Raw genomic sequence first — 15,673 nt, forward strand, 5'->3', positions numbered from 1 at the left:
CGGAGGTTCCATGGCCGAGAACGTCACCTCGCTGTTCCGAGCCACCGCGGCACACAGCCCGTCGATGGCGGCGCTGACGCGGGCGGCGGGCGACGGGGCGGGCCCGATCGACTTCTGTATTCCGGTCAATCCGTATTTCCCCACACCGGGGATGTGGGACGAGATGTCCAGCCGCCTCCGCGACATCATCACGTACTACCCGAGCAGCGCCGACACCATCACGTCCGAGCTCTGCAATCTGCTCCAACTGCCGCCGCAGGCCGTGGCGATGGGCAACGGCTCGACCGAACTCATCACCTGGATCGACCACCTGCTGGTCCGTGAGTCCCTCGCCATCCCCGTCCCCACCTTCGGCCGCTGGACCGACCAGCCGATGGAGACCGGCAAGCGGGTCGACATGTTCCCGCTCCAGGAGTCCAGCGGCTTCGCCCTGGACCTCGCCCAGTACGCCGAGTTCATCCGGGCCAGGGGGACCCGCGCGGCCGTCATCTGCAACCCGAACAACCCCGACGGCGGCTTCCTGCACAAGCACGCGATCGTGCAGTTCATGGACGCGATGGCGGATCTGGACCTGATCGTCATCGACGAGAGCTTCCTGGAGTTCGCCGACGCGGAGGCGGAGCCGTCGGTGGTGCAGGAGGCCATGCTGCGCCCGAACGTCATCGTCCTGCGCTCGCTCGGCAAGAACTTCGGTCTGCACGGCATCCGCTTCGGCTACATGGTCGCCAACCCGTCGCTCGCCGGCCGGGTCCGCTCGATGCTGCCGAAGTGGAACCTCAACGCCTTCGCCGAGTACGTGGTGTTCATGCTCAAGGAGCACGGCGCCGAGTACGCGCAGAGCCTTCAGCAGGTGTACCGGGACCGGCTGGACATGTCGAGCCAGCTCGCCTCGCTGCCCGGTCTCACCGTCTACCCCTCGCAGGGCAACTTCCTCTTCGTGCGCCTCCCCGTGGGCGCCGAAGGCACCGTGGTCCGGGACCGACTGCTCACCGAGCACCGGATCCTGGTCCGCGAGTGCGGAAACAAGATCGGCTCGTCCAGCCGCTTCCTGAGACTCGTGGTGCGCCCCCAGGTGGACGTCCGTCGCCTGGTGTCCGGCCTGGAACAGGTGCTCTACGGGACCAGGAGGGGAGCCGCCGTGCCCGAGCTGGCCAACGGGACCAGCTACAGCTCGGGTACGGCGGCCGTGGACCGGCTGGTCGGCTCCACGAACGGCGCGGGGGCGCCGCTCGCTCCGCAGGTTCAGCCGATGCCGGTCGCCGCGCCGATGCCGGCTGCCGCCGCCGCGTCCTACGACCAGTCGAACGGGTACGGCACGCCGATGCCCACACCCATGCCGATGCCCGCTCCCATGCCGGCCGCCGCGCAGATGCCGGTCGCACCGGCGGCCGCGGCTCCGTCGCCGTTCGCCGCGCCTCAGGGGCCCACCCCGCCCGGGGTTCCGGCACGGGGTGGGCTCACGGCGGCGCAGGTGCGGGGGACGAACGGGCTGACGCCCGCCCCCGCGTCGGGGTGGCCCAACGCTCAGGCTCAGAGTTGGCCCAACGCGGCGGGGATGGGGCAGACCGGCTGAGTCTCGTCCGCGGGCACGTGGGGGCTGGTCGCTAGACCGGGTTGAGTTTCCACTGTTGGCAGGTGTTGCTCAGCCACGTCCACTGGCGTACGTCCGCCGCGTCCGCCGTGGAGCAGTTCGCCACGTCCGCCACCTTGCCGGTGGCCTGGTTGACGATTCTCACCCAGCTGTTGTCCGTGGCGACGAAGCGGAAGCGCTGGCAGGTGTTGTTCAGCCAGCTCCACTGGCGCAGGTCGGCGCCGTCGGCGCTGGAACAGTCGGCGGTGTCCAGGACCTTGCCGGTGGCCACGTTGACGAGGCGGCTGGTGTCGTCGCCCTGGTCCTCGATGCGCCACTTCTGGTTGTTCCCGCCACCGCAGGTGTACTGCTGGACGTTGGCTCCGTCGGCCGCCGAACTCCCGGCGACATCAAGGCACTTGCCGCTGTTGCGGTTGGTGATGGTGTACGTCGTGGAGGTGGCCGAGGGTTCGCCCGAGGGACCGGTCAGGCTGGACCCCAGCGCGACCGGCGTGCCGAGGTTGGGCGTGCCGTCGGAGTTCCAGGTGAACTTCTGCGCGCGGGTCGTACGGCCGTTGTCGCAGCCGTCGGAGGCGGAGTCGTTGGCGTGGTAGACGATCCAGTTCTCGGTGCCGTCGGGCGAGGTGAAGAAGCCGTTGTGGCCCGGGCCGTAGACGCCCGCCGAGTCGTTGCGCTGGAAGACCGGTGTGGACTTCTTCGTCCAGGAGGAGGCCGCCAGCGGATCGGAGCCCGTCAAGGTCAGCTGGCCGAGCTTGTAGTCGGGGGTCCAGCAGCCGCTGCCGGAGTAGACGAGGAAGGTCCGGCCGTTGCGCTGGAGGATCTCGGGACCCTCGTTGACCGTGCCGTTGCGCTCCCAGTCGTACGTCGGCGTCGAGACGGTGGAGAAGCCGGTGGCCAGGGTGTACGGGTTGGACATCCGGGCCGCGACGATGTTCTGCGTGCCGCCGCCGCTCGCGCTGCCGAACAGATACAGCTGGCCGTTGACGGTCGCGACCGTCGGGTCCAGCATCCAGGCGGAGTTGAGCTGGTTCCTGTAGGTGTACGGGCCCGTCGGGTCCGACCCGGCGCTCTCCAGGACATGGGTGCGCTGGGTGGGGTTGTAGTCGGAGACGTTCTGCCCGGCGACGTAGTACAGGTACCACTTGCCGTTGATGAAGTGCATCTCCGGTGCCCAGATGTTGCAGCAGCGCGAGGCGGCGTCGCCCGTCCACACCTGGATGTTGGGCGCTGTGGCGAGGCCGGCCAGGGTGGCGGACTTCCGCATGGTGATGACGTTGGTCCAACTCGTCGTCAGCAGGTAGTAGTTGCCGTTGTAGTACGAGATCCAGGGGTCGGCGCCCTTCTGCGTCTTGACCGGGTTGGCGAACGAGGCCGCGCTCGCGGAGGACTGCCCGAGTGAGAGGGCGAGGACCAGCGCGGCCAGCAGGGTCAGTAGGCGACGGGCCATCCGCTGCTCCAGTTCAGAAGGTTGATGCCGAGTTTGGGGGTGCCGTTGTCGTTGCCGTCGTAGTAGTGGTAGACGATCAGGTCACCGTCGGAGTCGCTCATGACCGACTGTCCGCCGGGGCCGATGTACCGCCCGTGGGACTCGAGGACGGGTGTCCCGCCGTTGTTCATCATCGAGACGCCGTTCTTGTCGTAGTACGGCCCGGTGACGCTGGTGGCGCGGCCGACCTTGACCTTGTACGTGGAGCCGGTGCCGGCGCAGCAGGTGTCGTACGAGGCGAAGAGGTAGTAGTAGCCGTTGCGCTTGACGATGTACGGCGCTTCGACGGCCTTGGTCCCGGTGGGGCGGGACGCGAGGGAGTAGCGGGTGGTGTTGGAGGAGAGCTGCTTCCCGGTGCCGGGGTCGATCTGGATCATCTTCAGCCCGGTCCACCAACTGCCGAACGAGAGCCACCACTTGCCGTCGCCGTCGACGAAGAGGTTCGGGTCGATGGCGTTGTAGTCGCTGGAGGTGGTGGAGGTGTAGACCGTGCCGTAGTCGGTCCAGGAGCCGGGCAGGCCGGTGGTCGAAGCGGCGAGTCCGATGGCCGACTTGTTGGACCCGAAGGTCGAGACGGCGTAGTACATCAGGTACTTGCCGCCGTGGTACGAGATGTCGGGCGCCCACGCCTCCGTGGCGTACGACGACCACCAGCCCGGCTTGGCCGTGAAGGCGTCGCTCCCGGCCGAGAAGGCGATCCGGTCGGTCGAGGTCCTGTAACCGAGCCCGCCGCCGGTGCCGTAGAGCAGGTAGCGGCCCGCCGATGTGCGGATCATCGTCGGGTCGTGGACGACGGTGGCGCCGGTGACCGTCCCGGGGTTGGGGTACGCGGAGGCGCTGCTGGGGATCAGGGCCAGCAGTAGGGCTGCGGGGAGGGCGAGGAGGGTGGTTCGGACGCGCGAGGTGCGGCTCACACGGACCTCCTTGACGGAAGGGGGGAGATCGTCCGAAATCCCGGACGACGATCGTCAATTCGGACGGACCGTAGAATCGAATCCCTTGCGCGTCAACAGCCCTGACATTCACAGGAGTTCGCAACCAAAGAGATCTTGTACGGAGATCAACCATTGGGGCATAGTCCGTTCACAGCGTGAAGTTCGCGTGAAGACCCCTCGCGCCATCCGTCTTTGCCTGCAAGGAGACCACGGCATGCCCAAGCTCAGACACCTCGCCATGTCCGCCGCCGCGGCAGCGGCCCTCGTGGTCGGTGCGGCCGGTTCGTCCTACGCCATCGACACGGCCAGCTCCAGCAACTCCTGCGGAGCCGCGTACTTCTACCCCGACGGCGACACCTTCAGGATCCTTGACGTCTGTTCGGACGGCAAAGGCGTGCGCCTCCAGTACACGAACCCCACGACGGGCACCCCGTCCACCGGCAACACCAAGATCTCCGTGGACTACACCGGCGGATACACCGGGTGGAACCTGTCCAACGCCTACGTCTACGACACCGACATGAACGAGGCCGCCTGCTTCTACTTCCGCGTCGGCCACGTCGACGACGGCGCCTTCGTCAGCGGCTCCTACGGCGGCTGGAACCTGGCCTGCGCCGCGAACTGACACACGTCGCGCCCCCGGTCCGGAGTCGGAGCGGGGGCACGCGTGCCTGAATGACCGTCAGTGGTCGTTCTCCAGATGCAACTTCAGCAGATCCACGCCGTAGTCACCGCCGTTGGGCGTGCGCACGATGGTGTGGATGTGCTCCTGGGACGGCGTACCGCCGCCCATGCCCATACCGCCGCCCGGACCGCCGCCGTCGGAACTCGCGGAGGCGCTGGGGCTCGCGGACGTGGTGTCCCCCTTGTAGAAGAGCGGAGCCTGGGCGTCGTACTCGATGAGGACGACCGGACTGTGCACCCGGTAGTAGAACGCGGAGTCGTCCTCCGTCTCACCCATCCAGAAGAAGTACGTGTCGTCCAGATACTCCTCCACCTCGGACATCTTGACCTCGGCGTGGCCCTCGTCGAGGTAGCCGACGTACACGCCGACCAGGTCCAGCAGCTTCTTGCGCTGTGCGGAGCCGAGGCCGGAGCCGGGCACACCCTCGTAGGCGAGCTTGAGGTTGTCCTGGCCCGCGCCGGCCTTCATGTCCTCGTTGCCGTTCGACTGCGAGGAGACGGCCTTGGCGCGCTGTGCGGCGGTGAGAGAGCGCACCATGGCCAGGCCGGCCTTGGTCTCCGGCCGGAAGAGGGTGATCTTCTCGCCCTTGTAGGTGGCCGTCGTCGGCTCCGAGCCCATGAAGGTGGGTGTCATCACGACCTGGTCGCCCAGGACGAAGTAGTTGATGGCGACGTGGTGGCCCTCGTACTGGAAGCCCCACGGCTTGGTGGTCGACGGGGTGCCCATGAAGGTGAAGAAGTAGTGGCCCTCGGTGAGCGTCTTCTGGTTGCCGCCGTTGGAGTCGCCCAGGAACGCGTTGAGCTTCATGATGCCGCGCGTCCGGGCGAGACCGTCGGCCGAGAGCGCCCTGCCGAGCAGCGCGTAGCCGAGGTCGCGCTGCTTCTCGGTCAGGTCGCCCATGCGGACGCCCTTGCGGTCGTAGCCGTCGACATTGCTCCACGCCGTCCATTCGTCGGCGTCGATGTCGAACGTGCAGGATGTGCGCTCCTTCGTGGAGAGGCCGTCCAGGAACGCCTGCGCCGCCTTGACCAGCGCGTCCGTGGAGACGTCCGTGGAGTGGATCGAGTACAGGTCCTCGACGACCTCTCCGTCGGTGGTGACGCCCACGACGTCCGCGTACTTGGTCTGGGAGACGCCGGGGCCCATGCCACCGCCGCCCCCTCCCCCGGGTCCGCCGGAGGGCATGCCGCCGGGGGCGGCCGAGGAACCGGAGCTCGCGGTGTCGGAGGAGCTCGAGGAACATCCGGTCATGGTCGCCATCGCGGCGACTCCGCCGGCGAGCAGCGCCTTGTTCATGAACCAGCGGCGGCTGCGTTCGGTTTCGGGGGTGCGGGGTCGGTGTCCGTGCATGAGCCCAAACTCGGTGACCGACCTGAAGCGCCGATGGGAGAAGCCTGTGAGTTCCCCGTGGGCGCCCCGGTCTCCCGCACGAAGATGCCCCAAAGCCCCTGACCGACAAGCAACTTGACGTCTCGTCACTTTGCCGAACTGACAGCCCGCCGACAGCATCCCTTTCTACGGTGCCGTGTTCATGACAGACACTTCGGAAGCAACCCCCACCCCGATCGGGCGCCGCACCGTGCTGATCGCCACCGGAGCCACGGCAGCCGCTCTCGCCGTGACCACCGCCGCGCCCGAAGCCCCCACAGCCGACGCGGCCGACACCGCCCCCGTCGCCGCCGCGGCCGTCTGCACCCTGACGAAGGAGATGACCGAAGGTCCCTACTACCTGGACGGCGCGCTCGTCCGCGCCGACATCCGCGAGGACAAGACCGGCTTCCGGCTCAACCTCGCCCTCACCGTCGTCGACGACGACACCTGCGCCGTGATCCCCAGCGCCCTCGTGGAGATCTGGCACTGCGACGCCCTCGGCGAGTACTCCGGCTACGTCGGCAACAACGGCCACAACGAGCCCGACAACGGCACCTTCCTGCGCGGCGGCGTCCTCACCGACTCCAGCGGCGTCGCCACCATCACGACCGTCTACCCCGGTTGGTACCGCGGCCGGTGCGTCCACATCCACGTCAAGGTGCACACCGGCGTCACCCTCACCTCCGACGGCTCCTTCACCGGCGGCACCGAACTCCACACCGGACAGCTCTTCTTCGACGAGACGATCACCGCGAGAGTCGGCGCGCTCTCGCCGTACTCGGCGAACACGGTCACCCGCACCACCCTCGCCCAGGACTCCATCTACGACGAAGGAGGCGCCGCCTCCGGCCTCCTGACCCTCACCGCGCTGGGGAGTTCACCGTCGGCAGGCTATACCGGGGCCCTGACCCTCGGTATCGAGCGCTGACCCCACCCCCACACCGCCACACCTCCCCGGGTCCCGCCGCCGGCGGCGGGACCCGGGGAGAGCGCTGCATCCGCCGCGCTACGACTCCGGACACTCCTTCCACGCCATGTGGTACACCGTGCTGATGTCCCCGTCCGTCGAGTCCATCGTCATGAAGCTGACCTTGCTCGCGGAGCTCGTCCCCGCGTTGACCCGAAGCTCCGTGTTGATGTTGAAGTTGCGCTGAACCCCGCAGGGCGCCCAGACCAGTTGGGCCCAGTCGGTGGTGTCGGTCGCCTGCCAGTTGTCGTTGTACGGGCCGCTGAAGGGGTGCGTCCGGGACGCCGTGTTGGGTGAGCCCTGGAAGTAGTACGACGCCCTCTGTGTGGCGCTGGCCCCCGACTGGAGGGCGGCGAAGCCCCGGTAGTCGGCGCTGGCGATGGCGTACGTGAAGCCCTGCGGGACATGGACGATCAGGTTGAGCTGACAGTTCTTGCGGAAGGCCGTCGGGTCCGAGTTGCCGCCCGCCTGGGCGAGGTAGTCGCTGTACGTCACCGTGAAGGCGGTGTTGTCCTCGGAGACGGCGACCGCGGTCGTACCGGCCGGACAGCCGGAGCCGTTCACCGTGGCGACCTTGATGACGATCTTGTCCGGCGGCGGGTCCTCGAACCCGTCGGACGGGCCCTGTGCGGGCAGTGCGGTGGTGAGCAGAGCGGCGAGCGCGCCGCCCAGCAGGAGTCCACCAGCCATGGTCTCTCCCTGAAGGGTTGGGGGGTGGTTGGTTGCACCCCGGACCGTAGGGAGGGACACACCTCGCGGTCAGGTCGAACTCCGGCCATTCACAGGTGCGCTTTTCACAGTTTCTTCACAGCGTCTGAACTCTGCGAAAATAAGAGGCCGTTGACGAATCCGTCCCCAGCTCGTTCACAGCCGCACATCAAGGAATTCTTCAGCCGGCCCTCTGACTTCGCCCGGCATGACGGGAAACCACGAGCACGACGAGGAGCAGCAGTCCGGCCGGCACCACAGGGACAAGGGCCACCGGCCTTCACCGTCGTCGACGTGGTGAACGACTGCGCCCCGCTCGCCGACGCCCTGGTCGAGATCTGGCACCATCATCTCGATCTGGCCGGGGCACTACGTCTCGCGCGCCGTGCACGTCCCTATGCGGGTGCACACGGACGTCACGCTCACCGACGACTCGTTCACCGGCGGCGAGTTCATCCACACCGGTCAGCTCTTCTTCGACCAGGACATCAGCACCGAGGTCCAGGCGGCGTCGCCGTACAGCGCGAACACCACCCGGGAGACCCTGCTGGAGAACGACGGCATCTACGACGACGGCGCCTCCTCCGGTCTGCCGACCCTGACCGCGCTGGGCTCCGGCGTGTCCGACGGCTACCGGGCGACCCTCACCGTGGGCGTCGACGGCGACTGACGGTCGGTCGCCGAGGGGCGAGCGCCGACGGCCGGAAGCCGACCCTCAGGCGCCGACGGGCTGCCGCTCGGCGTGCTCGGTCCCCGCCGCCTTCTCCTGACGGTGGGCACGGATCGAGTACGTCAGGGCGGCGGCCCACACCGCGTAGAGGACGACGTACACCACGGCGCTCACCCAACCGCTCGCGCCGATCCAGTCGCTCCTGAGCAGCGTACGGACGTTGGTGACGATGATGACGCCACCCACCGCGGAGCCCAGGACCCGCGGCGGGACCAGCCGGACCAGCCAGGCGGCGACCGGCGCGGCGACCAGACCGCCGAGCAGGAAGGCGAGGACCCAGTACCGGTCGAGGCCCTGGGAGCCGAGGGAGAGGAGAAAGCCCAGGCTCGCCGCGACGGCGACCAGGAACTCGCTGGTGTCGATCGAGCCGATCACCTTGCGCGGCTCCATCCGCCCGCTCGCCAGCAGCGCGGGCGTACCGACCGGACCCCAGCCGCCGCCCCCGGTCGCGTCGAGGAACCCGGCGACCAGGCCCAGCGGGGACAGGAACCGCTTCCGCAGCGGCTTGCCGAGATTCTCGGCGGGCAGGCCCCGGAAGGTGAAGCGGGACATGACGTACAGACCGAGACCCAGCAGGATCAGGGACATCACCGGCTCGGCGACCTCGGTCGACAACGACGACAGGACCGTCGCGCCGAGGAACGAGCCGATCGCGCCCGGGACGCCGATCCTGGCGACGACCTTCCAGTCGACGTTGCCGAAGCGCCAGTGCGAGGCGCCGGACATCAGCGTCGTACCGATCTCGGCGAGATGGACCGTCGCGGAGGCCGCGGCCGGGCTGGTGCCCAGGGCGAGGAGCAGGGTGGTGGAGGTCACGCCGTAGGCCATGCCGAGGCTGCCGTCCACGAGCTGGGCGCCCAGGCCCGCGAGGGCGAGCAGTATCAGCGTGCGCATGGGGGGAGGTCCCGTCCGTCGTTTCCTGGCTTTCCCACCGGGGAGGCAGGGATGAACGGGACGCGACGGTAGGGCGTCAAACTGAGGACAGCCTGAGACCCGGATGAGCGCACTCACAGACAGGGGCGCTACGGGTTCTCCCAGGCCGCAGGCTCCGCCGCCAGCGCCTGCACCGGCCCCGGCAGGGCGTCCGCCGCGATGTCGGCGATGGTGACGCCCTCCAGGATGCGGCGCACATTGGCGCGCAGCGCGATCCACAGGGGCAGCAGCGGCTGGGCCGAACCGGTGTAGGCGAGTTCGGTGGGGCGTTCACCTCGGACGGAGACGATGGGGCCGTCCACGGTCCGGATCACATCCGCGACCGTGATCTTCGCCGCGTCACGGGCCAGCCGGTAACCGCCGTTGCCCCCGCGCCGGCTGTCGACGACACCACCGCGCCGCAGGTCACCGAGGATGCCCTCCAGGAATTTATGCGGAATGTCCTGGGTGACGGCGATGGCCTCCGCCTTCACCGGACCGTCGCCCTGTCGTACGGCGAGCTCGAGTACCGCTCGTACCGCGTAGTCCGCCCGTGCCGAGATCCTCATGAGGGCCATTGTGAGGCGTGCCCCGCCGGGCATGGAGAATGGTCCCTCCCTCGCGTCCCGGGAAACGCAGGCACAACAGGAGGCGACGCTCGCGTGGAGCTCAGCAGACGAACCTTCAGCGCCCTGGCCGGCACGACCGCGCTCGGCCTGGCGCTGACCGGCAGTGGCGGTGCGCTGCCGTCCTCCGCCCTGCCCGGACTCGCGCCCACGGGCCCTCCACCGAGCCCGCCCACCGCCGACGGCAGCGCGCACACCGTCGGCTTCGACCGCTATTCGCTGCTGGTCGACGGGCGGCGGCTGGTCCTGTGGTCGGGCGAGATGCATCCGTTCCGGCTGCCGAGCCCGTCGCTGTGGCGGGACGTGCTGCAGAAGATGCGCGCACACGGCTACAACGCGGTGAGCGTCTACGTCGCCTGGAACCACCACTCCCCCGCGCCCGGTGAGTACGACTTCACCGGCGTCCGCGACCTGGACCTGTTCCTGCGCACGGCCGCCGAGACCGGCCTGTACGTGATCCTGCGTCCGGGCCCGTACATCAACGCCGAGGTCGACGCGGGCGGCTTCCCGGGCTGGCTGACGGCGACCGAGGGCAGGGCCCGGACCGCCGACCCCACCTATCTGTCGTACGCCGACGAGTGGTTGACGCGGGTGAACGCGATCGCCGCCCGGCACCTCTACACCAGGGGCAAGGGCACGGTCCTGCTCTACCAGATCGAGAACGCGTACGACGTCACCGGCGCGGACGGCCGCGCCTACATGTCCCACCTGTACAAGAAGGTGCGGGCGGACGGGATCGACGTACCCCTCTTCCACAACGACAAGACCCGCCAGGGGCGTTGGGTGCCCGGGTCGTTCGACACCGGTGGGGAGAAGGGGAGCTGGCTGTACGGCTTCGACGGGTATCCGGAGCCGGACGAGATCCCGCAGGACTGGGGGCGCTTCGGCACGCAGCCGGCGCGGGCCGCGAAGGCCAGCCCGAAGACCCCGGGTTTCCTCCCGGAGTTCGGCGGCGGCCGGCCCGATCCATGGGGCGGGGCGGCGTTCGACGGCAAGGGGTACGAGGAGTCGCGGCGGACCCGGGACGCGGCGTACGAGCGGCGCTTCCATCTCACCAACGTCGCCAACGGGATCACGCTGCACAACGTCTACATGACGTTCGGCGGCACCTCGTGGGGCTGGCTGCCCGCACCGCAGGTCTACACGTCGTACGACTACGGGGCGGTCCTCGACGAGGGGCGCCGGCAGACGGCGAAGCTCGCCCCGATGCACCAGCTCGGTCATCTGCTGCGGCAGGTCCCGGACTTCGCGAAGCTGGACCGGGCGAGGGGCGTGCCGTCCCCCGACGACCGGCTGAAGGTGTACCACCTGACCAACCGCGACACGGGCTCCCATGTCTACGTCGTGCGCAACGACTCCGCCGAGGACGTCTCCGTACCCCTGCCGGACGCCGGCATCGAGGTGCCGATGACCGTTCCGGCCCATGACGCCCGGCTGATCACCACCGAACTGAAGCTCGGACGGCGGACGTTGAGGTACGCGACCGCCCAGCTCGCGATGTTCGTCGCCGCCGGGCGGCAGGACATCGCCGTCTTCTCCGGCCGACACGGCGACATGGCCCAGGTCGTCCTGGAGTGCCCGGACGAGCCGACGGCGACCCGCCTGGACGCGGAACCGGCGTGGATCTACGACCGCGGCCTGCTGCGGGTGACCGCCCCGCTCGGCGTGGGCCTGCTGGCCCGCGTGAAGGTGGAGAACGGCGGCTCCGGGCGCCCGCTGCTGATCTTCTTCGCCGACGACGAGACCGCGCTGCGGCTGTGGCCGTACGAGACCCCGTCCGGGACGGTGCTGGTGTACGGCCCGTCGCTGGTGCGGTCCGTCACCCTGGAGGGCTCCACCGTGCACCTCACCGGTGACACGACCGCGGTGACCGGCCTGGAGGTGTGGGGGCCGCGCGGTATCGGCCAGGTCACCTGGAACGGGCAGCCGGTACCGACCCGGGTCAGCGCCACCAACAGCCTCATCGCCCTGAAGCCCCTGCCCGGTGTGGGCGCGGTGTCGCTGCCCGCGCTGGACAGGGGCTGGCGGCGCCGCACCGAGAACCCCGAGTCCGCGCCGGACTTCGACGACTCGGCGTGGCGACAGGCCGACAAGGAGAGCTCGTTCAGCACCACCCCGGTGCCCGAGGGGCAGCCGGTGCTCTTCGCGGACGACTACGGCTTCCACTACGGCGACGTCTGGTACCGCGGCCGCGTCACCGGCGCCGAGGGCGCGAAGTCGGTCTCCCTCGCCTACAGCACCGGCACCCAGGGCCTCCTGATGGCCTGGCTGGACGGGGAACCGCTGGGCACCCACCGGATGCCGGTGCCGGACAAGAAGTCGGCCCGGAAGGGCACATGGACGGACACCGCGGACTTCGAGGTGCCGGAGAAGCTGAGGGAGCGGGACGAGCATGTGCTGTCGGTCCTCGTGCGGCGGATGCAGCACGACATGGACGGCGAGTCCCTCGACACGCACAAGGCGGCCCGCGGACTGACGTCCGTACGGTTCAAGGGTGCCTCGCCGAAGGTGAGTTGGCGGCTCCAGGGCGCGGCCGCGGCCGATCCGGTGCGCGGGCCGCTGAACAACGGCGGCCTGTTCGGGGAGCGGGAGGGCTGGCATCTGCCCGGCCACGACGACGGCGACTGGAAGCCGGTGCGGCTGCCGCGCGGGGAGCGGCGGCAGGGCGTCACCTGGTACCGCACGTCCTTCCGGCTGTCCGTCGACCCCGGCGTCGACGCCTCGATCGCCCTCACCCTCGACGACGACCGGAAGCGTGCCTACCGGGTGCAAATCTTCCTCAACGGCTGGAACATGGGCCAGTACATCAACGACGTCGGCCCCCAGCACACCTTCGTCCTCCCGAACGGCGTCCTGCGCACCAGGGGCGGCAACACCCTTGCCCTGGCGGTCATTTCGGACGGTACGACGGAGGCGGGTCCCAAGGACGTACGGCTGACACTGCTGGGCGCGACGGCGGGCGGAGTGACGGTGGAGAACGTCTGAGGAGGAGAACCTCGTGCGAAGACGGCGATTCATCAGCGGGTTGGTCGGGGCGGGGGCCGGGATCGGGCTGGTCTCGTCGAGCGGCGGCACGGCAACCGGGGCCCCCGAGGCCGCGGCGCCCCGGATCGTGGGCCCGCACGACTGGCAGGCCGTCCCGGCCCCCGCCTGCACCCCGGCCGCCCAGCTCCTCGGCGTGGCGGCCGCGGGACCGGACCTCGCGTGGGCCGTGGGCGAGGAGGGCCGCAACGGCGGCACGCGCGGGGTGCCGCTCGCCCTGGTCTGGGACGGCAGCGCGTGGACCCGTCTCGATCTCACCCACCTCGGGCTCACCGGCGGCTATCTGAGCTCGGTCGCCGCTTCGGCGAGCGCCGCCTGGGCCGTCGGCACCGACGCGGGCGGCGTCGCCCGGCTGCTGCGCTGGGACGGGGCAACCTGGCAGGAGTCCCTCTTCGCCGGGCGACTGGCGTTCGGGACGAGCCTGACCGGGGTGACGCTGGACGCCAAGGACCGCGTCTGGCTCTCCGGCCGCAACAGCGACGGCTGCGTACTGCTGCGCGGCGACGGCGGGGACGACGGCTGGACCTGGGTGACCCCGCCCCCGACGCCGCCCACGAGCGCCGCGGCCGGCGTGCGGGTGGCACCCGACGGCGACGTCTGGGTGTACGACGCCGCACTCGTCGCCCGCTGGGACGGCGAGACCTGGACCCAACTCCCCACGCCTGCCGGACTGCGCCCCTCCGTCACCGGACTGCTCCCGGTCACCGCCGACGACGTCTGGCTCACCGGCTACGACTACGGAGTCGGCGGCCCGCCCGGCAAGCCGCCGTCCGTCACCCTGCGCCACTGGGACGGCAGCGCGTGGACCTACGCCACCACCCCGTTCACCGTCGGCATGCTCACCGCGATCGTCGCCGACGCCCAGGGCGGCCCCGACCGCATCGCGGGCTGGGACTTCTGGGACCAGACCCGCGCGCACTACCTCCGGTGGGAGAACGGCGCGTGGGTGAGCGAGCGGGGCCCGCTGTCCACGACCCCCGTACTGCTCAGCGGACTCGCGCCCGTGCCCGGTACGGGCGGGTACTGGTCCGTCGGCACGAACTCCGCCTCGCCGTACCCGCCCGCGCAGGTGCGTGTCGAGCGATGAGTCCCTAGGCCAGCCGGATCACGTTCCACGACAGCGGTTCGAGTACGGCGGTCAGGGTGCCGTCGGTCAGCGCGGTGCCCTCGACCGTGTGCGGGGCGACCCGCTCGGGCTCGGCGAGGGTGTTCTTGGCGTCCGGGTCGGCGTCGGCGAGGGCACTGTGCTCCACCACGGACGACAGGTCCAGTGCGCCCAGGGCGACTTCGAGGGGAAGCGCCTCGGTCCGGCTGCGGTTGACCGCGAAGACGGTGACCGAGCCGTCCTCGCCGCGCACGGCGGTGGCATGCAGCAGGTCGGTCTCGCCGTACTTCTTCGTCTCGTACGTCGGGGAGTCGACCCGCACGTCCAGGACCTCGCCGCGGCCGTGCCTGGCGGCCTGGGCGAACGGGAAGAACGTCGTCTGCCGCCAGGCCGGGCCGCCCGGCTCGGTCATGATCGGCGCGATGACGTTGACCAGCTGGGCGAGGCAGGCCACGGTGACGCGGTCGGCGTGCCGGAGCAGGGCGATGAGCAGGGAGCCGAAGACGACGGCGTCGGTGACGCTGTAGTTGTCCTCCAGGAGGCGGGGGGCCTCGGGCCAGTCGTCCTGCTCGAAGGTCTTCGCCCTCGCCTCCCACTCGGGCAGGTACCAGACGTTCCACTCGTCGAAGGAGAGGTTGATCTTCTTCTTCGACTTCAGCCGGGCGCCCACGTGGTCGGCGGTGGCGACGACGTTCTCGATGAACGACTCCATGTCGACGGCGGAGGCGAGGAAGGAGTCGATGTCACCGTCCTCCGGCCAGTAGTAGGCGTGCAGCGAGATGTAGTCGACGAGGTCGTATGTCTCCTGGAGGACCGTCGCCTCCCACTCGGCGAACGTCGGCATGGACTGGCTGGAGGAGCCGCAGGCCACGAGTTCGACCTTCGGGTCCTGCTGACGCATCGCGCGGGCCGTCTCGGCGGCGATCCGGCCGTACTCCTCGGCCGTCTTGTGGCCGGTCTGCCAGGGGCCGTCCATCTCGTTGCCGAGGCACCACAGGCGGATGCCGAAGGGGTCCTTGTCGCCGTGGGCGATGCGCTGGTCGGCGAGTGCCGTGCCCTCGGCGTGGTTGGAGTACTCCTGGAGCTCCAGGGCTTCGGCCACGCCCCTCGTGCCGAGGTTGACGGCCATCATGGGCTCGGCCTGCGGGCCCACCTTGCGGAGGAAGCCGATGTACTCGGACAGGCCGAAGCGGTTCGTCTCCGTGGAGTGCCAGGCGAGGTCGAGGCGGCGGGGGCGGTCCTCGGCGGGGCCGACGCTGTCCTCCCACTTGTAGCCCGAGACGAAGTTGCCGCCGGGGTAGCGGATGGCGGTGGCGCCGAGTTCGCGGACGAGTTCCAGGACGTCGGTACGGAGGCCTTCGGCGTCTGCGGTGGGGTGGCCGGGTTCGTAGATGCCGGTGTAGACGCAGCGGCCGAGGTGCTCGACGAAGGAGCCGAAGATACGGGGGTTGACCTGGCCGACGGTGAAGGCCGGGTCGAGGGTGAAGCGGGCAGTGCTCATTTTTGCCTTCCCAA

12 protein-coding genes and 1 pseudogene are annotated in these 15,673 nt (G+C 69.7%); 6 read left to right on the forward strand and 7 right to left on the reverse strand.

Annotation, left to right across the window (positions count from 1 at the left end):
* Positions 1-10: 10 nt before the first annotated feature.
* Complete coding sequence (locus ACIOHP_RS08995; RefSeq protein ID WP_401884800.1) at positions 11-1,573, forward strand: pyridoxal phosphate-dependent aminotransferase; 1,563 nt, start codon at positions 11-13, stop codon at positions 1,571-1,573.
* Positions 1,574-1,604: 31 nt separating this feature from the next.
* Here the strand turns inward: ACIOHP_RS08995 and ACIOHP_RS09000 are convergent, their stop codons facing one another.
* Together ACIOHP_RS09000 and ACIOHP_RS09005 are read right to left on the reverse strand one after the other, a co-directional pair.
* Complete coding sequence (locus ACIOHP_RS09000; protein WP_401884803.1) at positions 1,605-3,038, reverse strand: family 43 glycosylhydrolase; 1,434 nt, start codon at positions 3,036-3,038, stop codon at positions 1,605-1,607.
* Positions 3,020-3,991, reverse strand: coding sequence for an arabinan endo-1,5-alpha-L-arabinosidase (locus ACIOHP_RS09005; protein WP_401884807.1), 972 nt, complete (start codon positions 3,989-3,991; stop codon positions 3,020-3,022). The genes ACIOHP_RS09000 and ACIOHP_RS09005 overlap by 19 nt, the downstream gene beginning before the upstream one ends.
* Before the next feature lie 235 nt (positions 3,992-4,226).
* On the opposite strand from ACIOHP_RS09005, the gene ACIOHP_RS09010 reads away from it, so the two are divergent.
* Positions 4,227-4,637: a hypothetical protein gene (locus tag ACIOHP_RS09010; RefSeq protein ID WP_361540285.1), complete on the forward strand. Its 411-nt coding sequence runs from the start codon at positions 4,227-4,229 to the stop codon at positions 4,635-4,637.
* Between the two features lie 57 nt (positions 4,638-4,694).
* Here the strand turns inward: ACIOHP_RS09010 and ACIOHP_RS09015 are convergent, their stop codons facing one another.
* Positions 4,695-6,047, reverse strand: a complete 1,353-nt coding sequence (locus ACIOHP_RS09015; RefSeq protein ID WP_401884813.1) for a DUF3500 domain-containing protein — start codon at positions 6,045-6,047, stop codon at positions 4,695-4,697.
* A gap of 181 nt (positions 6,048-6,228) precedes the next feature.
* Here ACIOHP_RS09015 and ACIOHP_RS09020 point away from each other — a divergent pair, with 181 nt between their 5' ends.
* The gene (locus ACIOHP_RS09020; RefSeq protein WP_401884815.1) at positions 6,229-6,996 is read left to right on the forward strand and encodes an intradiol ring-cleavage dioxygenase; all 768 of its coding nucleotides are present in this window, start codon (positions 6,229-6,231) and stop codon (positions 6,994-6,996) included.
* Positions 6,997-7,074: 78 nt separating this feature from the next.
* Here ACIOHP_RS09020 and ACIOHP_RS09025 read toward each other — a convergent pair whose 3' ends face one another.
* Entirely contained in the window at positions 7,075-7,725 is a 651-nt protein-coding gene (locus tag ACIOHP_RS09025) for a DUF4360 domain-containing protein (protein ID WP_351679430.1), read from the reverse strand.
* Positions 7,726-8,022: 297 nt separating this feature from the next.
* Here ACIOHP_RS09025 and ACIOHP_RS09030 point away from each other — a divergent pair.
* Positions 8,023-8,413, forward strand: a pseudogene (locus ACIOHP_RS09030) (protocatechuate dioxygenase); the annotation flags it as partial.
* A gap of 45 nt (positions 8,414-8,458) precedes the next feature.
* Here the strand turns inward: ACIOHP_RS09030 and ACIOHP_RS09035 are convergent.
* Positions 8,459-9,367: a sulfite exporter TauE/SafE family protein gene (locus tag ACIOHP_RS09035; RefSeq protein ID WP_401884819.1), complete on the reverse strand. Its 909-nt coding sequence runs from the start codon at positions 9,365-9,367 to the stop codon at positions 8,459-8,461.
* A 128-nt stretch (positions 9,368-9,495) separates the two neighbouring features.
* Positions 9,496-9,954 (reverse strand): Rrf2 family transcriptional regulator, encoded by a 459-nt coding sequence (locus ACIOHP_RS09040; RefSeq protein WP_307031341.1) that lies wholly within the window; start codon positions 9,952-9,954, stop codon positions 9,496-9,498.
* A gap of 93 nt (positions 9,955-10,047) precedes the next feature.
* On the opposite strand from ACIOHP_RS09040, the gene ACIOHP_RS09045 reads away from it, so the two are divergent.
* Positions 10,048-12,996, forward strand: coding sequence for a beta-galactosidase (locus tag ACIOHP_RS09045; RefSeq protein ID WP_401884824.1), 2,949 nt, complete (start codon positions 10,048-10,050; stop codon positions 12,994-12,996).
* Positions 12,997-13,009: 13 nt separating this feature from the next.
* The gene (locus tag ACIOHP_RS09050) at positions 13,010-14,140 is read left to right on the forward strand and encodes a hypothetical protein (protein WP_401884826.1); all 1,131 of its coding nucleotides are present in this window, start codon (positions 13,010-13,012) and stop codon (positions 14,138-14,140) included.
* A 4-nt stretch (positions 14,141-14,144) separates the two neighbouring features.
* Here ACIOHP_RS09050 and ACIOHP_RS09055 read toward each other — a convergent pair whose 3' ends face one another.
* Positions 14,145-15,659, reverse strand: a complete 1,515-nt coding sequence (locus ACIOHP_RS09055) for an alpha-N-arabinofuranosidase (protein ID WP_401884829.1) — start codon at positions 15,657-15,659, stop codon at positions 14,145-14,147.
* Between the last annotated feature and the right edge of the window lie 14 nt (positions 15,660-15,673).

The organism is Streptomyces sp. NPDC087859, from assembly GCF_044742595.1.
Taxonomy (GTDB): Bacteria; Actinomycetota; Actinomycetes; order Streptomycetales; family Streptomycetaceae; genus Streptomyces; species Streptomyces canus_F.